The sequence below is a fragment of the Streptomyces sp. NTD107 genome, assembly GCF_059510435.1.
The window spans coordinates 730,758-747,239 of record NZ_JCAJZV010000001.1 but is presented as its reverse complement, the minus strand read 5'-3'; the positions used below and the strand labels follow the sequence as shown (position 1 = coordinate 747,239).

The window sequence follows — 16,482 nt, the reverse complement described above, 5'->3', positions numbered from 1 at the left end:
AGCGGCAGGGTGGTCACAGCACCAGCTCCGATCGGCGGCGCGGGTTGATCCGCTCCCGCCAGAGGCCGGCCAGCCCGGCGATGGCGAGGGTGGGCACGATGATGAACAGGCCCGGGAAGAGGGTGGGCCACCACTCGCCGGTGAGCAGGGAGCCCCGGGCGCCGTTGATCATGGTGCCGAGGCTGGCCTGGTGGGCGGGGATGCCCAGGCCGAGGAAGGACAGCGCGGATTCGTGCCAGATGGCGTGCGGCACCATCAGGACGGCGGCGAGCCCGGCCTGGGGCAGTACGGCGGGCACCAGGTGGCGGCGGGCGATCCGCAGCCGGGAGGCGCCGCCGGAGATGGCCGCGTCGATGTAGGGGCGGGAGCGCAGCGAGAGTACTTCGGCGCGCACGATGCGGGCGGTGGATACCCAGTGGGTGAGGCCCACGGAGGCCACCACGGGCCAGATGCCGGGGCGGAACATCGCGACGATGAAGATGCCCATCAGCAGGTGCGGTACGGCGGTGAAGGTGTCCACGGCGCGCATCACGACGCGGTCGGTGCGCCCGCCCAGTGCCCCGGCGGCGGCGCCCACCAGCAGGCCGAGGAGGGAGGCGACGAGGGCGGCGGTGAGGCCGACCAGCAGGGAGACGCGCAGTCCGTAGACGCTGCGCAGCAGCAGGTCGCGGCCGACCTCGTCGGTGCCGAAGGGGTGGTCGGCGGAGGGGGGCAGCAGTTTGGCGGTGAGGTCGACGGCCTGTTGGTCAAGCGGGTGGAGCAGGGGTACGAGGAGGGCGGCGGTGGCTGCCGCGGCGGCGAGGAGGCCGGCGGACCAGGCCCGTACCGTACGGGTGCCGCGCCGGGTGGTGGCCCGGCCGCGCCAGGGGGTGCCGGTGGCCGGGTGGGGGTCGGTGGCGGTCATGGGCGGGGTCACATCTCGTCGTGGTCGACGCGTGGGTCGGCCAGCCCGTAGAGGAGGTCGGCGAGCAGATTCCCGGCGAGGACGGCGAGCGCGGAGATCACGGTGAGCGCGGCCAGCAGCGGGAAGTCGGTGGCGGTGGCGGCCCGTACGGTGGCGGAGGCCATGCCGGGCCAGCTGAAGACGGTCTCCACCAGCAGGGCGCCGGTGATGAGTTCGGGGACGCGGGTGCCGATGAGGGTGAGGACGGGGAGCAGTCCCGAGCGCAGGGCGTGGCCCAGCAGCACGGTGCGTTCGCCGATGCCGCGGGCGCGGGCGCCGCGTACCGGGTCCTCGTGGAGCGCGTCCAGGACGCCCTGGCGGGTGTAGAGGACGAACCAGGGCAGCTGGGAGACGGCGAGTACGGCCACGGGCAGTGTCAGGTGGCGGGCCACGGAGCCGGCGGTGATCGTGTCGGAGCCGGTGTCGGTGAGGCCGCCGGCCGGAGTGACGCCGAGGTGGAGGGCGAACAGCCAAATGGCGAGGAGGGCGAGCCAGAAGGGCGGGGCGGCCTGGAGGACGTAGCTGAGCGAGGTGACGCCGCGGTCGAGGACGGAGCCGGGGCGGCGGGCGGCGAGCACGCCGAGGGCGGTGCCCAGGGTGAGGGAGATGACGAAGGCGCAGCCGCACAGCAGCAGGGACCAGCCGGCGCGTTCGGCGATGACCTGGGTGACGGGCTGGCGCAGGGTCAGGGACTGGCCGAGGTCGCCGGTCAGGGCGGAGCGGAGCCAGGCCCACCACTGTTCGGCGAAGCTGCCGGAGGCGGCGAGGTTCGCCCGCAGGGTGTCGAGGGTGTGCTGGGAGGCGCCGATGGCGTCGGAGCCGATGTACTGGCGGACCGGGTCGAAGGGGGAGGCGGCGGCGACGGCGAACATGCCGAGGGTGACCACGGCGAGGACGGGGACGGCGGCCAGCGCGCGGCGGCCGGTGAGCCGGGCCATGGCGGCCCAGGGCAGGGCGGGGCGGCCTTGGCCCGTACCGCGTTGGGCGGCGGTACGGGCCGGGGCCCCGGTGGTGCCGGTGGTGCCGGTGGTCACGGACGGATCCGCCAGTCCTCGACGTTCCACCAGGGGCCGTGGCCCAGGCCGTGGTCGTGCGGCTCGGTCTGGGTGCTGACGCCGTCCCACGCGTCCTTCATGACGTAGACGTGGTCGATGTGGGTGAGGAAGGTGTAGCCGGGGTCGGCGGCGAACTCGCGCTGCACGGCGTCGTACGCGGCGGCCCGTTCGGCGGGGTCCGCGCTGCGGCGGCCGAGGTCGAGCTGCTCGTCGACGGCGGGGTTGTCGTACCGGGCCATGTTGTTCCAGCCCTCGCCGGCGAGGGCGGAGTACAGCAGGCCGTACAGCTCGAAGTCGGGGTCGGCGGGGTCGCCGCCGCCGCAGAGGACGGCGTCGGTGTCCATCCGGCCCTCGATGATCTCCCAGGAGCCGGATTCGACGGTGATATCGATGCCGATCTCCTTGGCGTCGGAGGCGTAACCGAGGGCGTGTTCCTGGCGCAGCCGGTCGCCGGCCGGGTACCAGAGGGTGAAGGCGGCGCGCTGCCCGTCCTTGGCGCGGATGCCGTCGCCGCCGGTGGTCCAGCCGGCCTCGTCGAGCAGGCGGCCGGCGGCCTCGGGGTCGTACGGGCGCTCGGTTCCTTCGGCGAACCAGTCGCCGGCGGTGGGGACGGGGCCGTAGGCGGGGTGGCCGGCGCCGGTGAGGATGCTGTCGACCATCAGTTCGCGGTTGACGGCGAGGTCCAGGGCGCGGCGGATGTCGCGGTCGCCGGTGACGGGGTGGCCGGTGGGCAGGGTGACGGCGCGGAAGTCGGCGCTCTCGGCGTGCAGGGTGGTGAGGCCGGCTTCGCCGTCGAAGGTGGCGGCGAGGTTGGGGGGCAGGACGGCGGCGTCGAGGTCGCCGGCCCGCAGCCGGGTGGCGCGGATGTCGTCGTCGGGGATGACGGCCATGGTGAGGCGGGTGACCTCGGGTGTGCCGCCCCAGTAGTCGGGGTTGGCCCGGAAGGTGAGGCGTTCTCCCCTGGTCCAGCCGGTGAGGAGGTAGGGGCCGGTGCCGATGGGATCGGTGTTGTACGGGCCGGTGTTGATGTCCTGGCCGGCGGCGGCGTGGGCGGCGGCGATGGGCAGGACGGTGCGCTCGGCGAACGGCGCGTAGGGGTAGCCGAGGGTGAAGACGACGGTGTGGTCGTCGGTGGCCTCGACCGTGTCCAGGGCGTCGAGTTCGTCCTTGTTGGGGTTGAGGGTGGCGTCGTCGAGGATGGTCTCGTAGGTGAAGACGACGTCGGCGGCGGTGAAGGGCTCGCCGTCGCTGAAGGTGATGTCCTCGCGCAGCGGATAGGTGTAGGTGAGGCCGTCGTCGCTGACTTCGGGGAGGGCGGCGGCGAGGGCCGGCTGGAGGTTCATGTCGGCGTCGCGGCTCAGCAGTCCGTCGAAGAGCTTGGAGTTGCCGTCCTTGCCGTAGCCGAGGAGCGGGCTGAGGGTGTCGGGCTCGCCGGCGATGCCGACGACCAGGGAGTCGGCGCCGCCCGGTGCGCCGCTGTCGCCGCGGTCGCCTTCGGTGGGCGTGGAGCAGGCGGCGAGCGCCAGCATGGTGCCGGCGGCGAGTGCCGCAACCGCTGTCCGTACGGTCCGGGCCGTCATGTGCACCCTCTCCTGAACATCTGACGTTATTGCGAAACGTTCGCAATTAAAGCGCACGGGTTGTTACTGGGGAAGGGCGGACAGGGTGACGGACATGACACCGCCCCCGGCGGATGACCGGGGGCGGTGCGGGGAAAGCGCTCAGCTCACGGTGGCACCGCCCAGTCCCCGGGCGGCGAGCCAGCGCAACTGCTCCACCGGCTGGGAGCCACGGCCGCCGGCGTGGTCACCGAACGGCCAGACCGTGATGTCCTTTTCCCCGGCGTAGTGGTTGTAGGCGCCGAAGACGGTGGACGGCGGACAGACCGGGTCCATCAGCGCCACGCTGAACAGGGTGGGGGCGGCGGCGCGCGGCGCGAAGTGCAGCCCGTCGAAGTAGTTGAGGGTACGGAAGGCCCGGTCAGGATCGTGCCGCTGATGCATGCCCAGGTAGTCGGCTATCTCGGGGTACGGGCCGTCGCCCGCGATGTCGGCGGCGCGCCGGAAGTGGCACAGGAACGGCACATCGACCAGGGCGGCGGCCACCGCGTCGCCGGCGAGCCCGGCGGTGGACAGGGCGAGACCGCCGCCCTGACTGCCGCCGGCCACCACGATCCGGGACGGGTCGACGGCCGGATGCTCGCGCAGCGCGTCCACCGCGCGCACGCAGTCGGTCATGATCCGGCGGTAGTAGTAGGTCTCCGGGTCGTCGATGCCCCGGGTCATGAAGCCCCTGACGTACTGCGGGGTGGGCATCGGGTCCGGGTCCGGGGTGTCATGCCCCTGACCTCGGCTGTCCACCACCAGATGCGCGTACCCGGCGGCGCTCCACAGCAGATGGTCGGTGTACAGACCGCGCCCGCCGCTGTACCCGATGTACTGCACCACGGCGGGCAGCGGGGCCCGGGCGCCGCGCGGCAGCAGCAGCCAGCCGGCGATGGGCTGGCCGCCCCAGCCGGGGAAGCGGACATCGAAGACCTCCACGGCGGCCAGCGGGGAGTCGGTGACCGGCGTGTAGGTGGCCGGCTGCCCGGCGGCGGCGCGGGCGGTGGCCAGGGTCTTGGCCCAGAAATCGTCGAAGTCGGCGGGGGCCGGCACCTCGGGACGGTACCCGCGCAGCTCGTCCAGCGGGAGATCGGTCAGCGGCATCGGGGCCTCTTTCTCGAAGGTGAAGCGCTTACCAGCCAGAAGCAAAGCCGCTGTTCCCCCGCTGGTCAACGGGCGGATGATACGGATACGGCATGGAGTGGTTCGGCGACCCCGACGCCTGGCTGAGCAGAGTGGTGATCCAGCGCGGGCTGGCGGTGATCTACCTGATCGCCTTCCTGACCGCGCTGCGCGAGTTCCGCCCGCTGGCCGGCGAGCGGGGCCTCACTCCGGCACCGCTGTTTCTGCGCACGGTGCGGTTCCGGGACGCCCCCGGCCTCTTCCGGCTCGGCTATACCGACCGCCGGCTCACGGCGGTGGCGGGGACGGGCGCCGTACTGGCGGCAGCGGTGGCGCTCGGCGCGGCCGACGCGGTCCCGCTGTGGGTGTCGATGCTGCTGTGGTTCCTGCTGTGGCTGCTCCAGCTGTCCATCGTGAACATCGGCCAGGTCTGGTACGCGTTCGGCTGGGAGACGCTGCTGCTGGAGGCGGGCTTCGTGGCGATCTTCCTCGGCAACGCGGAGATCGCCCCGCCGGTACCCACCCTCTATCTGCTGATCTGGCTGGTCTTCCGGGTCGAGCTGGGCGCCGGGCTGATCAAGTGGCGCGGCGACCGCTGCTGGCGGCGGCTGACCTGCCTGTACTACCACCACGAGACGCAGCCGATGCCGGGCCCGCTCAGCTGGTACTTCCACCACCTCCCCCGGCCGCTGCACCGGGTGGAGGCGGCGGCCAACCACGGTGCGCAACTGATCGTCCCGTTCGCCCTGTTCGCGCCACAGCCGGTGGGCAGCTGGGCGGCGGCGGTGGTGATCGTGACCCAGCTGTGGCTGATCGCCTCGGGGAACTTCGCCTGGCTGAACTGGCTGACCCTGCTGCTGGCCGTGGCGGCGGTGGACGGCGCCCTGGCGGCCCGCCATCTGCCGCTGCCGTCGCCGCCGGGCGGCCAGGGGGATGCGCCGGTGTGGTTCGCCGTCCTGACCGGGGCGGTGACGCTGCTGGTCGCGGTGCTCAGTTACTGGCCGGTACGCAATCTGCTCTCCCCCGGCCAGGCGATGAACCGGTCGTTCAACAGCCTCCACCTGGTGAACACCTACGGCGCCTTCGGCACCGTGACCCGGCAGCGCTACGAGGTGGTACTGGAGGGCACCACCGACCGGCGGCCGACCGCCGACAGCAGGTGGCGGGCGTACGAGTTCCACGGCAAACCGGGAGCGGTGGACCGCCGGCCACGGCAGTTCGCCCCGTTCCACCTGCGGCTCGACTGGCTGATGTGGTTCGCGGCGCTCACCCCCGGCTACCCGGCCCCCTGGCTCCCCCGCCTCATCGACCGCCTGCTGGCCGGCGACCGCCCCACCCTGCGCCTGCTGCGCGTCAACCCCTTCCCCGACGCCCCACCCGCGTACATCAGGGCCCGCCTGTACCGCTACCGCTTCACCACCCCCGCCGAACGCCGCGCCACCCACACCTGGTGGCACCGCACCGCCCTGGGCGACCACCTGCCGCCCCGAGCAAGCACCCGCTGAAATGGGGTACAGTTCTACTACCCGCTGACGAGGGGCAAAGCTCCAGGTCAGAAGGTGCCGGGACGTGGCGCAGCTTGGTAGCGCACTTGACTGGGGGTCAAGGGGTCGCAGGTTCAAATCCTGTCGTCCCGACGGTACAGGTACAGGCCAGGGGCCGTTCTCCGTGAAGGAGAGCGGCCCCTGGTGCGTTTTCCGGTACCTCTGGGTCGTGTGCTGGACCGTACCGGGCGGTGGATCTCAGACAGGGGTCGGCCACTCGCCCGGGTGCCGGGCCGCCCGGGGCACCGCGAAGTGCGCCGCACCCCGGCGGGCCAGATAGGCAGCCACCGAGGTCGGTATCACGTCCGGGTAGTCGTCGTTGCGCACGTCGCGCAACGAGGCCGTTCCGTCGAACATCGCAACCTGGGCTTGCAGCGCTACGTATTCGACCACGCTGGACGCCGTGAACTGCCGACGCGCGATCTCCGCGCGCAGGTCGTCAAGGGTGCCCCTGCGCACCAGTTCCCATCGCCGCCCGGAGGCCGCCTCGATCTCGTTCCGCAGGTCCAGCATGGACAGCTGCTGGCCGACCACGTGCACCTCGCGGCCCGCGGTCTTCGGGTCGAGCGCGATGGCGGCCGTGAACGCGGCGGTGTCCGCAATCGTGGTGATGTCGATCGCGCCCGTGCCGTCGCCCCATACCGAGAACGTGCCCGCGACCGGGTCGAGCACCTCGTGGACCGGGCCAAGAAAATACTCCGGGAACGCGCCGATCGCCACCGATGTACGCGCGACCGTAGAGGTCGCGAACTCGTCCGCGAATACCCGGCGCAGGTCGGACAGCACGTTGATGCCGTAGCCGTACCCGAAGAGGTTGATCGAGAAGTCGGACGGGATCATACGGTGTACGCCGGCCCGCTCCGCTGCGCGCAGCAACTCCCGCTGCCCGTCGATGATCACCTCCGGTCCACCTTGGACTGCGGACACCACGACCTCCACACCGTCGACGTGCCGCTGTAGACCTTCGGACCCGTCTGCCAGGTCGCCGACGCACAGCGTCAGATTCGGGTGTGCCACCAGCTTGTCCACGGAGGACTGACGGACCAGTGCTCGTACGTCCGCGCCGCGCTCCAGAAGGTTCTTCACGATCGAGCTGCCGAGGCTACCGGTTGCGCCCGCCACCAGTACTGTCGTCATACGGTTACTCCTTGTTCGATCTGCTTGCGAGTAGCTCAAAAAGCATCCATCCCTGCTGCCCGCATCGACAAAGAGCACCGAAGTTACTTACTTTGGAGAAGTGACCAGATCGCCTGACTCCTCTGTCGACGAGGAGAGTTGCCACCGCATCCTGCGCGCGCTCGACATCATCGGGGTCCGCTGGACCGGACCGATCCTGCTCGCCGGGGCCCGGGGCGCCCGCCGGTTCAAGGAGTACCGCGCTCTGGTCCCGGGCATCTCGGATCCGCAGCTGACACTGCGACTCAAGCAGCTCCAGAGCCGTGGGCTCATCGAACGCACAGTCGTCCCCAGCACGCCGGTCCAGATCACGTACGCCCTCACCCCCGACGCCGAGGAGCTGATCTCCGCCCTGCGGCCGTTGTCCCACTGGAGCGAACGAAATCTCCCTGCGCGAAGCGAGGCGTGACGCGGAACATCGCTCTACCGTTGAGCATCTCTCGCGATCGGGCCGGGGTGTCCGGCGGCGGGCACCGGACCTCTTCGCAGGCCCTGGCTCTGCGGTGTCGGATCGTGCTGGAGAGCGCAACCGGCGTGGCGAACAAGGACGTTGCCGCCCGTCTGGGTGTCGAGCCACATACGGTCGGCCATTGGCGGGCCCGGTTCGTGCGCGACCGGCTGGAGGGCCTGACCGACGAGCCTCGTCCGGGCGGGCCGAGGAGGATCACCGACGATCAGCTGGAAGAGGTGATCGTCAGGACACTGGGGAGCACACCAAGGGACGCCACGCACTGGTCGACCCGGACGATGGCCAAGGAGGTGGGCCTGTCGCAGTCGGCGATCTCGCGGAGCTGGCGGACCTTCGGCCTCAAACCCCACCTGGTGGACACCGTCAAGCTCTTCAAGGATCCACCGTTCATCGAGAAGGTCCGCGATGTGGCTGGATCAAGGTCTGGAACGAAGACCCGAAACCCTTCGTATGGACGAAAATCGCAGACGAGATCCTTGAACGCCTCGCCGGATATCTGAACCAAGGCCCTCGGTTACCACGACAAGACCGCCACCCGGCTTGTCACCGAGGCCGGCGGCACCCTGGAGCCGATACGCCCCCGCGACCACACGCGGTGGGTCGGCACGTTGTACCCCGGTTGACCGCTCTCGTCATTCGGGCAGCGAAAATCCCAATTCGCGCAGGCGAGGCAGGCAGGATTCGAGGCACTGCTCCACCGAGGCGGCATCGGTTCGCACGAGGATGTCGTCGCGCAAGGGGGCGCCACTGGCCACGAATGTCCAGGGCTTGCGCCGCTCTGCCATCCGCTCGGCGTCGGCCTTGAAGAGCACGGTGATGCCCTGTTCAGCCAGTGCTTCCATGATTGCCACAACGTCCACCGGTGGCCTCCCCCTCAGAAGTGCTTCGAACACACCACCGTGAACCTACCTGTCCAGGGCCCGACCACGAGCACCGACCTCACTACTCAGAGCGACCCGTCCCAGCCCTGGCAGGTGGAACATGCGACACCTCAACATGCGTGCCTACCAGTCGCAGTAATGGGATCTTGGGTGAGGTACTCGGCCTGTACGAGGAGGAGTTCAGAGCCGCGGAACTTCAGGGTGCGGTCGCCGGCCATGGTTGCGGCGTACTTTGCGCTGCCGGGTGCGGTTCCGCCGTCGCGTGCCCTGTCCTGCCCCGGGGCCGGATCGTCCACCTCGACCGGTCCGAGCACGAACAGCTCACCATGTACTGAAGCGGGCCCGCACTGCAAGGCCCTCAGGTCAGGGCCGGGTGGCCGCCTCGGTGGCTTCCATCAGGTCCGGCTGCTCCGTTCGCCGGACGGAGGCCGGTGAGCCGCAGTACCCGCGGGTGGCGGCGGGCCGTCCCGTCGGGGATCGTGTGGGCCCGCCGGGCCCGGGGGTCACGCTGCCTGGACGGCGGTCCTCGTCGGCCAGGACCGGTCAGGGAGCGCTGCGTGGCAGGCCGGGTGGGTTGATGACGGAGGTCTGCACCGCTTCGTCCGCCAGGCCCCACCGTTCGAGGACCTGGTGGTAGGTGCCGTTCTCGATCACGGCGTTCAGCGCCTCGTTGAGGGCGATGACCAGTCCACTGTCCTTCTTCGTGGTGGCGGCGATCTCGCCCTGGAGCTCGTCGCCCGCACCGGAGAAGGAGCCGATCACCTCGGTCTCCCCGGTGACGGCCGCGTGGTAGCGGGCGGTCGGGTTGGGGCCGAGGTAGGCGTCGATGCGGCCGGAGGAGAGCGCGAGGTAGTAGTCCGAGGGGTTCTGGAAGTACTTGATGTCGGTGGCCTCCAGGCCCGCGACGGTGTTCTCCGCGCTCCAGTTGACGAGCAGTTCCTCCTGATTGGTGCCGGAGCTGACACCGATGGTGCGGCCGGCGACATCCGGCGGGCCCTCCACCGTCCACCCGGAGTCCTTCGGCGCCTCGAAGGCGATGTTGTCCAGCCGGTAGGTCGCGAAGTCGTACTTGTCCTTGCGCTCCTCGGTGACGGTGATGTTGGTGAAGCCGACGTCGTAGCGCCCGCTGTCCAGACCGACGAAGACATTGGCCCACTCGGCGACGTTGAAGACGGGTTCGAGTCCCAGCGCGTCGGCCACCAGCGAGGCGATGTCGGTCTCGACGCCGATGACCGTCCGGTCGTCGGTGGCGTAGAAGTTGAGTGGTGGGGCGGTGCCGGCCGTGTTGATGATCTCCAGTGTGCCGCGCTCGCGGATCTCCTCGGGCAGCAACGCGGCGAGCGCGGCGACCGGTTCGGTGGTCACCCGGTCCTGGTCGGGGCCGAGATGGAAGCCGCCGGCCGTGGTGGTCCCGCCACCGGGCGCGGGGTCCTCCACCGGATCGGCGCAGGCGGTGAGGGACAGCCCCAGGAGCAGGGCGACGGCGAGTGGGAGTCGGCGCTGGGACGGACCGGACATGATCTTGCTCTTCTCTGCCGGAGGACGGGGGACGATGCTCACAGGACCTTGGAAAGAAAGGCGCGGGTACGTGCCTGGCGCGGGTTGTCCAGAAGCTCACCCGGAGTGCCGCGCTCGGCGATACGGCCCTCGTCCATGAACAGGACCGTGTCGGCGGACTCGCGGGCCAGGGCGATCTCGTGGGTGACGACGAGCATGGTGGTGCCGCCGCGGGCCAGATCCCTGATGACGTCGAGGACCTCGCCCACCAGTTCGGGGTCGAGGGCCGAGGTGGGTTCGTCGAACAGCAGCACCTTGGGGTTCAGGGCCAGGGCCCGGGCGATGGCCACCCGCTGCCGCTGACCGCCGGAGAGCTGCGCCGGGTAGGCGGAGGACCGGTCGGCCAGGCCGACCCGGGCCAGCAGCGCCTGCGCGGTGGCGACGGCCTCGGCGCGGGGGCGGCGGAGCGCGGAGAGCGGCGCCTCGGTGATGTTCTCCAGTGCGGTCAGATGGGGGAAGAGATGGAAGTTCTGGAAGACGAAACCGATGTGGGTGCGCTGCCGCAGGACATGGCGTTCCTTCAGCGCGCGCAGGGTGTTGCCCGCCCGGCGGTAGCCGATCGGCTCGCCGTCGACGCACACCAGTCCGCGGTCCGGTTTCTCCAGGTGGTTGATGGCGCGCAGCAGGGTCGACTTGCCGGATCCCGAGGGGCCGAGCAGGACGGCGACCTCACCCGCGCGGATGCTCAGGTCCACGCCCCGCAGTACCTCGGTGGTGCCGTACCGCTTGTGGAGATCGCGGATGTCGATCATGACGTGTCCGGTGCCGGTCACCGACGTTTCTCCTCGCGTGGGACGAGCGGCCCGGCGGCCGGTGCTCGGCGCGGCACCGGGCGGGGTCGACGGAGGATGGGGCGCGGGGCGCGGTCGCCCGCGCCCCGGGCGAAGTGCCGCTCGACGTAGTACTGGACGACGGAGAGCACGGTGGTGAGGACGATGTACCAGACGGTGGCGACCATCAGGAGCGGTACCACCCGGCCGTTGCGGCCGTAGATGACCTGTACCTGGTAGAAGAGTTCGCCGATCGCCATCACGGAGACGATGGAGGTGCCCTTGAACAGGGAGATGATCTCGTTGGCGGCGTTGGGCAGGATGCCGCGCATGGCCTGCGGGAGGATGATCCGGCGCAGCTGCCGCAGCGGGGGCAGGCCCAGCGCGGCGGCGGCCTCCCGCTGGCCCGGGTCGACGGCGAGTACGCCGCCGCGCACGATCTCCGCCGCGTAGGCGGCCTGGTGCAGGGCCAGGCCGATGACGGCGGCCGGGATGGCTCCGATCAGGCGCAGCGTCTCGAACTCCCACAGGACGGGGCCGAAGGGGATGCCGATGCCCAGTTCCTGGTAGAGGTAGGCCAGGTTGAACCAGAACAGCAGTTGGACGATGAGCGGGATCGAGCGGAACGCCCATACGTAGGTCCAGGCCACGCTCTGGAGGATGCGGCTGTCGGACAGCCGCATGAGGGCGAGGACGATGCCCAGGGTGAAGCCGAGGAGCGTGCCCCAGAAGGTCAGCTGGAGGGTGAGCCAGACGGCCTTGAGGACGGTCTCGGTGGTGAGGTAGGTGAAGAACGTCTTCCAGTCCCAGCCGGGGTTGGTGGCCAGGCCGTGCAGGAACTGGGCGAGCAGGACGAGTACGGCGGCGCCGGCGATCCAGCGTCCGTAGTGTCGGGTCGGGATGACCTTGAGGGTCAGCAGATGTGCGGCGCCGGAGACGGCGGGGTCCGGGGCGGGGCGTGTCGCACGCAGGGTGCTGTCCATGGGTGCTTCCCTCTCACCGGATCGCGGCCGGGCCGGGAAGCGGCTTCTCGAAGGGCAGCAGCCCCGTGGCCGGCGGATCGGCGGTGAGGTCGAACAGGGGGGTGTATCCGGTGGCGAGATAGAGGGCGCGGGCTTCCGGCTGCCGGGGACCGGTGGTGAGCCGGATGCGGCGGTAGCCGTTCGCGTGCGCCTCCTGTTCGAGTGCGCCGAGCACCCGGCGGGCCAGGCCGCGGCGCCGGTGGGCGGAGTGGGTCCACATCCGTTTGAGGTCGGCCGTCTCCGCGTCCCAGCGGCGGTAGGCGCCGCCGGCCACCGGCTGCCCGTTGTGGAGCAGCAGCAGAAGGGTGCCGTGGGGCGGGGCGAAGTCGTCGTCGGGGTAGCGGGTCATCTCCGCCCGGGCGCTGTCGCCGTAGCGCGTGACGTACTCGTACTCCAGTTCTTCCAGCAGTGGCTGGGCGAGGGGATCGCCGGCGGCGACCCTGACCAGGGTGAGCGGTGGGTGGCAGGCGGGGCGGCGACGGTGGGCCGGCGGGGCGGCGCCGGTCGGCTCCGGTGGCATGGGGCAGCCTTTCAGCCAGGAGGGGACGCGCCGCTTCCGCACGGCCGTGCGGAAGCGGGCGGGGGGAGGGACCCGTGGTCGGCGGGCTGACCGCCTGGTACGGGAGCGGGTGCCCGGAGCACCGGGTGTCTCAGGCGTGGCGGGTGTCCGCGCCGGGGCGCCCCGGTGCCGGGTCAGGACGACGGACGCGGTCCGCCGGTGCGGCGCTCCGCGAGGCGGCGGAGTTTCCTCGTCCGGGTGCCGCGGCGCGGTGCCGGGCCGGCGGCCGTGGGCGGGGGGTGTCCGGCGGGCCTAGGCGCGACAGGCGCGACAGGCGGCGGAACACACCCGGCAGAAGTCGATGTGGTCGCGCGTGACCAGTGCCAGCGGGAAGTTCACCCCCGTAGTTGAGCATTGGCCCCCGGCCGCGTCAACACCACTCCCGGAACCCGGCAGATTCGGCGACGGCTGCCCTTCGCGCGGGGGCAGCGTCACCTCATACGGTCCAACGCCTGGCGCAGGTAGGCCAGTTGGTCCGTGATGACCGATCAGGGCACAGGGTGCGGAGCCGGGCGGGCGCGCACCTCCAGGGCGGTCCTGGCGGGGTTGCCGCAGCGGCCGTGCTCGTACCCGACGCGCAGGCCGCCGGCTGAACGTCGAAGGTCCGGTGGATCGGTGGGACGACAGCACCGGTCAGGGCGTCGGGGCGTTCCCGGCGTGGCCGGCCCGGGTCGCAGACCGGGGCCGGCCTCCGGGGCGTGCGCGGCGCTCATGAGGCGACCCCGGCGCGGCGGCTGGGGAAGCCCTGGTGGGAGAGGACCACCGCCGCGGTGACCGGTACCAGCAGGATCAGCACGCTCCAGGGGAAGGACTGGGAGCCGAAGGCGCTCAGCAGGACACCGCCGACCACGCCGCCGGCGGCCATCGCGGCGTTCCACAGGGTGCCCAGCATGGCCTGCGCCGCATCGCCCCCGACATCGATCGCCGCGGTCTGGAGCAGGGTGGGAGCGCCGCCCCAGCCCAGGCCCCACAGCACGACGGCGAGGTACACGAGGGGGGTGCTGTCGGCGAGCACGGCCAGGATGGCGGCGGCCACGGCGACCAGGATGATGCTGACGAAGGTCAGGGCGCGCGGCCTGCGGTCGATGTGCTGGCCGGTGATCACGACGCTGACGATCGAGGCGATGCCGAAGACCAGCAGGATCGGACCGGTGGAGCCCTCCAGCCCCAGACGGTCCAGGAAGGTGGCGGTGTAGGTGTACAGGACGGTGTGGGACAGGACGAAGACCAGGGTGACGAACAGGACGGGGCGCACGCCGGTGATGTTCAGCGCGCCGAGGACCGGGGTGCGTTCGCCGGCCGGCCGGGATGGTCCGGGACCAGAGCGAGGATCCACACCAGCAGGCCGGCGGTGAGCACCGACATGAGCCCGAAGGCGTAGCGCCAGCCGATGGCGTCGCCGAGGAAGGTGCCGGCGGGCACGCCGAGGGACAGGGCGATGGGGATACCGGTCATGACCAGGGCGATGGCCGAGGAGGCGGGCGCGCTGCCCTGGACCGAGGAGGAGCGGCGGCTGGTCGCGGACCGGGTGGACACCCAGTTCACCGGCGCACCGCACGAGGTCACCGGACAGCTGGACGTCCTGCGCCGGGCGACCGGCGCGAACGAACTGCTGATCACCACCATCACCCACGACCACGCCGACCGGGTGCGTTCCTACCGGCTGCCGGCCGAGGCATGGGCCCGCCGGTGACTGCCCGGGCCACGGACCGCCCGCCGAGGCGGCCGGCCCGGGTGACCGATTCCCGGGAGCCGTCGTTTCCGGGAGGTCAGGGCAGGCGGCCGCTGATGGCGTGGGCCGGGGCCGCGGCCCAGGAGGCCAGCAGGCGCAGCCGGTCGTAGGACACGGTGCCCGGCGGCGCGGTCCAGACAATGAGCTGGAGGTCGGGATCGGCTCCCCAGGTGACCACGCTCCAGTCCAGGTCCAGATCACCCACGACCGGATGCCGCAGCCGCTTGGTGCCGGTTCCCCGTGCGGCGACGTCGTGGGCTGCCCACCATTCCCGGAACTGTGCGTCACGGGCCGAGAGTTCATCCACGAGCCCGGCCAGCCGCGCGTCGTCCGGATGGGCCGCGTTGTGCATCCGCAGCTGGGCGATGCCGAGCCGGGTGACGCCTTCCCAGTCCGCGTACAGATCGCGCATCGCCGGGTCGGTGACCAGCAGCCTGATGTAGTAGCGCTCCGGCGGGGGGATCTCGGCGAAGTCGGTGACCAGCGCGGCGGCCATGGCGTTCCAGGCGACGATCTCGGTCCGTGGTCCGAAGGCCCAGGCGGGGGCGTAGGTCATGGCGTCGAGCAGGTGCCGGACCTGCGGCTGCACCGTGGGGCCCGCGAGGAGGCGGGGCGGGGGCCGGTGGCCGGCCCCGGCCGCGAGCTCGTACAGGTACGTGCGCTGGTCGTGGTCGAGGCGCAGCACCCGGGCGAGCGAGGCCAGAACCGCGGGTGAGGCCGCGATGCGGCCCTGTTCGAGCCGCGCGTAGTAGTCCGTACTGATGGAGGCCAGCACCGCGACCTCCTCGCGGCGCAGTCCGGCGACCCGACGAGAACCGCCCTCGGGCAGACCGACGGCTTCGGGGGTGACCTCGGCCCGGCGGGCCCTGAGGAAATCTCCCAAGTCGTGGCGGTGACGATCGCGGTTCATGTCCTTCAGTCTCGCATCGGAGGATCGCCGTGTCAGGGGGAGAAAACCCTCCCCCCTTCCCCGGCCCGCCCGGCGGCCGGGGAGGGCGGAGCCGGGGAGGGATCTGTCCCTGTTCCGCCGCGCGCGGCCGGGGCACCGTGGTGGACGTACGCCGGATGACCTCATGTCCAGGAGCAGAACCATCATGTCTTCTTCGATCCGACCCAGCGTTGTCATCGCTTTCCACTCCGGGTTCGGACACACTGCCGTGCTCGCCGAAGCGGTCGCCCGGGGCGCCGCCTCCACCGGCGCCGATACCGTGTCCGTCCCGGTCGACAGGATCACGGACGAGCGGTGGGCCCAGCTCGACGCCGCGGACGCGATCGTCTTCGGCTCGCCCACCTACATGGGCACCGCCTCGGCGGCCTTCCACGCCTTTGCCGAAGCCGGTGCCAAGCGCTGGGCCGCCCAGTCGTGGGCCGGGAAGCTGGCCGCCGGGTTCACCCACTCCGGTGGCAAGTCCGGCGACAAGTCCTCCACGCTGGGCTACTTCGCCACCCTGGCCGCCCAGCACGGCATGCACTGGGTCGGCCTGGGACTGCTGCCCGGCTGGGGCTCGACCACCGGCAGTGAGAACGATCTCAACCGCCTCGGCTACTTCGCCGGGGTGGGCGGCCAGAGCCCGAACGACGCCGGCCCGGAGGCCATCCACACGTCGGACATCGCCACCGCCGAACATCTCGGCGCCCGTGTGGCCCGCGAGGCCCGGTTCTTCGCCGCCGGTCGCGCCGCGCTGGGTTCCTGAAGCGGCGGCTTCCCCTTTCCTCTTTCCTCCTGCACACCGGAGAACATCCCATGACCACCCCCACCCCCGCCCCCGCACCGGCGGCTCCGTCCGTGCATCGCCGGGCGCTGATCACGTGGCTGGCCGTCTACCCCACGATCACAGTCGTGTTCGCGATGATCGGTCCGCCCACGGCGAACCTGCCGCTCGCGCTGCGCACCCTGATCCTCACCGCGATCGTCGTCCCGATAGCCGCCTACCTGCTCGTTCCGGCGCTGTTCAGGGCCAACGCCGCTCTCGCCCGCCTTGCTTCGTCCAGGTCGGCCGGGGGCGTACGTTCGGGGGTGCAGCGGTCCGTCAGCGACCCCCGGTAGC

The 16,482-nt window shown here is 71.3% G+C and carries 16 protein-coding genes, 1 tRNA gene and 2 pseudogenes; 7 read left to right on the top strand and 12 right to left on the bottom strand.

Features of this window, described 5'->3' with window-relative positions; genetic code table 11:
* Positions 1 to 13: 13 nt before the first annotated feature.
* The 4 genes from AC5WRL_RS03305 to AC5WRL_RS03290 all read right to left on the bottom strand — a co-directional run bounded on the left by AC5WRL_RS03305 (position 14) and on the right by AC5WRL_RS03290 (position 4,706).
* On the bottom strand, positions 14 to 904 hold the full coding sequence (locus tag AC5WRL_RS03305) for an ABC transporter permease (protein WP_496086704.1): 891 nt from the start codon (positions 902 to 904) through the stop codon (positions 14 to 16).
* Between the two features lie 8 nt (positions 905 to 912).
* Positions 913 to 1,881: an ABC transporter permease gene (locus AC5WRL_RS03300; protein ID WP_496086804.1), complete on the bottom strand. Its 969-nt coding sequence runs from the start codon at positions 1,879 to 1,881 to the stop codon at positions 913 to 915.
* 92 nt (positions 1,882 to 1,973) lie between these two features.
* Positions 1,974 to 3,578, bottom strand: a complete 1,605-nt coding sequence (locus tag AC5WRL_RS03295) for an ABC transporter substrate-binding protein (RefSeq protein ID WP_496086703.1) — start codon at positions 3,576 to 3,578, stop codon at positions 1,974 to 1,976.
* A 141-nt stretch (positions 3,579 to 3,719) separates the two neighbouring features.
* Positions 3,720 to 4,706, bottom strand: coding sequence for an acetylxylan esterase (locus AC5WRL_RS03290; protein ID WP_496086702.1), 987 nt, complete (start codon positions 4,704 to 4,706; stop codon positions 3,720 to 3,722).
* A gap of 92 nt (positions 4,707 to 4,798) precedes the next feature.
* On the opposite strand from AC5WRL_RS03290, the gene AC5WRL_RS03285 reads away from it, so the two are divergent.
* Entirely contained in the window at positions 4,799 to 6,229 is a 1,431-nt protein-coding gene (locus tag AC5WRL_RS03285; RefSeq protein ID WP_496086701.1) for a lipase maturation factor family protein, read from the top strand.
* A gap of 58 nt (positions 6,230 to 6,287) precedes the next feature.
* Positions 6,288 to 6,361, top strand: a tRNA-Pro gene (locus AC5WRL_RS03280).
* Between the two features lie 105 nt (positions 6,362 to 6,466).
* On the opposite strand, the gene AC5WRL_RS03275 is transcribed toward AC5WRL_RS03280, so the two are convergent.
* Entirely contained in the window at positions 6,467 to 7,405 is a 939-nt protein-coding gene (locus tag AC5WRL_RS03275; protein ID WP_496086700.1) for an NmrA family NAD(P)-binding protein, read from the bottom strand.
* A 100-nt stretch (positions 7,406 to 7,505) separates the two neighbouring features.
* Between AC5WRL_RS03275 and AC5WRL_RS03270 the strand changes: the two genes are divergently transcribed.
* Both AC5WRL_RS03270 and AC5WRL_RS03265 read left to right on the top strand, forming a co-directional pair.
* On the top strand, positions 7,506 to 7,853 hold the full coding sequence (locus tag AC5WRL_RS03270) for a winged helix-turn-helix transcriptional regulator (RefSeq protein WP_496086699.1): 348 nt from the start codon (positions 7,506 to 7,508) through the stop codon (positions 7,851 to 7,853).
* Positions 7,850 to 8,413: a helix-turn-helix domain-containing protein gene (locus AC5WRL_RS03265; protein ID WP_496086698.1), complete on the top strand. Its 564-nt coding sequence runs from the start codon at positions 7,850 to 7,852 to the stop codon at positions 8,411 to 8,413. The genes AC5WRL_RS03270 and AC5WRL_RS03265 overlap by 4 nt, the downstream gene beginning before the upstream one ends.
* Before the next feature lie 132 nt (positions 8,414 to 8,545).
* Here the strand turns inward: AC5WRL_RS03265 and AC5WRL_RS03260 are convergent, their stop codons facing one another.
* The 6 genes and pseudogenes from AC5WRL_RS03260 to AC5WRL_RS03235 form a co-directional block, all read right to left on the bottom strand.
* On the bottom strand, positions 8,546 to 8,773 hold the full coding sequence (locus AC5WRL_RS03260) for a hypothetical protein (protein ID WP_496086697.1): 228 nt from the start codon (positions 8,771 to 8,773) through the stop codon (positions 8,546 to 8,548).
* A 564-nt stretch (positions 8,774 to 9,337) separates the two neighbouring features.
* Positions 9,338 to 10,312 carry an ABC transporter substrate-binding protein gene (locus AC5WRL_RS03255; RefSeq protein ID WP_496086696.1) on the bottom strand — a complete coding sequence of 325 codons (975 nt, stop codon included), beginning with the start codon at positions 10,310 to 10,312 and terminating at the stop codon, positions 9,338 to 9,340.
* 38 nt (positions 10,313 to 10,350) lie between these two features.
* Positions 10,351 to 11,103, bottom strand: coding sequence for an amino acid ABC transporter ATP-binding protein (locus tag AC5WRL_RS03250; RefSeq protein ID WP_496086803.1), 753 nt, complete (start codon positions 11,101 to 11,103; stop codon positions 10,351 to 10,353).
* Between the two features lie 17 nt (positions 11,104 to 11,120).
* On the bottom strand, positions 11,121 to 12,104 hold the full coding sequence (locus tag AC5WRL_RS03245; protein ID WP_496086695.1) for an amino acid ABC transporter permease: 984 nt from the start codon (positions 12,102 to 12,104) through the stop codon (positions 11,121 to 11,123).
* Positions 12,105 to 12,117: 13 nt separating this feature from the next.
* Positions 12,118 to 12,663 (bottom strand): GNAT family N-acetyltransferase, encoded by a 546-nt coding sequence (locus tag AC5WRL_RS03240; RefSeq protein ID WP_496086694.1) that lies wholly within the window; start codon positions 12,661 to 12,663, stop codon positions 12,118 to 12,120.
* 748 nt (positions 12,664 to 13,411) lie between these two features.
* Positions 13,412 to 14,157: pseudogene (locus AC5WRL_RS03235) on the bottom strand (MFS transporter).
* A 16-nt stretch (positions 14,158 to 14,173) separates the two neighbouring features.
* Between AC5WRL_RS03235 and AC5WRL_RS03230 the strand changes: the two are divergent.
* A pseudogene (locus AC5WRL_RS03230) lies at positions 14,174 to 14,395 on the top strand (LLM class flavin-dependent oxidoreductase); the annotation flags it as partial.
* A gap of 76 nt (positions 14,396 to 14,471) precedes the next feature.
* Here the strand turns inward: AC5WRL_RS03230 and AC5WRL_RS03225 are convergent.
* Positions 14,472 to 15,344 (bottom strand): helix-turn-helix domain-containing protein, encoded by an 873-nt coding sequence (locus AC5WRL_RS03225; RefSeq protein WP_496086693.1) that lies wholly within the window; start codon positions 15,342 to 15,344, stop codon positions 14,472 to 14,474.
* 184 nt (positions 15,345 to 15,528) lie between these two features.
* Here AC5WRL_RS03225 and AC5WRL_RS03220 point away from each other — a divergent pair, with 184 nt between their 5' ends.
* On the top strand, positions 15,529 to 16,128 hold the full coding sequence (locus AC5WRL_RS03220) for a flavodoxin family protein (protein ID WP_496086692.1): 600 nt from the start codon (positions 15,529 to 15,531) through the stop codon (positions 16,126 to 16,128).
* Between the two features lie 50 nt (positions 16,129 to 16,178).
* Positions 16,179 to 16,481, top strand: coding sequence for a hypothetical protein (locus AC5WRL_RS03215; protein ID WP_496086691.1), 303 nt, complete (start codon positions 16,179 to 16,181; stop codon positions 16,479 to 16,481).
* Position 16,482 lies beyond the last annotated feature (1 nt).

What these genes read in the sequence shown, in the direction of transcription:
- AC5WRL_RS03305 (WP_496086704.1), bottom strand. Translation starts at nt 904, where the DNA reads ATGACCGCCACCGACCCCCACCCGGCCACCGGCACCCCCTGGCGCGGC.
- AC5WRL_RS03300 (WP_496086804.1), bottom strand. Translation starts at nt 1,881, where the DNA reads ATGGCCCGGCTCACCGGCCGCCGCGCGCTGGCCGCCGTCCCCGTCCTC.
- AC5WRL_RS03295 (WP_496086703.1), bottom strand. Translation starts at nt 3,578, where the DNA reads ATGACGGCCCGGACCGTACGGACAGCGGTTGCGGCACTCGCCGCCGGC.
- AC5WRL_RS03290 (WP_496086702.1), bottom strand. Translation starts at nt 4,706, where the DNA reads ATGCCGCTGACCGATCTCCCGCTGGACGAGCTGCGCGGGTACCGTCCC.
- AC5WRL_RS03285 (WP_496086701.1), top strand. Translation starts at nt 4,799, where the DNA reads ATGGAGTGGTTCGGCGACCCCGACGCCTGGCTGAGCAGAGTGGTGATC.
- AC5WRL_RS03275 (WP_496086700.1), bottom strand. Translation starts at nt 7,405, where the DNA reads ATGACGACAGTACTGGTGGCGGGCGCAACCGGTAGCCTCGGCAGCTCG.
- AC5WRL_RS03255 (WP_496086696.1), bottom strand. Translation starts at nt 10,312, where the DNA reads ATGTCCGGTCCGTCCCAGCGCCGACTCCCACTCGCCGTCGCCCTGCTC.
- AC5WRL_RS03250 (WP_496086803.1), bottom strand. Translation starts at nt 11,103, where the DNA reads ATGATCGACATCCGCGATCTCCACAAGCGGTACGGCACCACCGAGGTA.
- AC5WRL_RS03245 (WP_496086695.1), bottom strand. Translation starts at nt 12,104, where the DNA reads ATGGACAGCACCCTGCGTGCGACACGCCCCGCCCCGGACCCCGCCGTC.
- AC5WRL_RS03240 (WP_496086694.1), bottom strand. Translation starts at nt 12,663, where the DNA reads ATGCCACCGGAGCCGACCGGCGCCGCCCCGCCGGCCCACCGTCGCCGC.
- AC5WRL_RS03225 (WP_496086693.1), bottom strand. Translation starts at nt 15,344, where the DNA reads ATGAACCGCGATCGTCACCGCCACGACTTGGGAGATTTCCTCAGGGCC.
- AC5WRL_RS03220 (WP_496086692.1), top strand. Translation starts at nt 15,529, where the DNA reads ATGTCTTCTTCGATCCGACCCAGCGTTGTCATCGCTTTCCACTCCGGG.
- AC5WRL_RS03215 (WP_496086691.1), top strand. Translation starts at nt 16,179, where the DNA reads ATGACCACCCCCACCCCCGCCCCCGCACCGGCGGCTCCGTCCGTGCAT.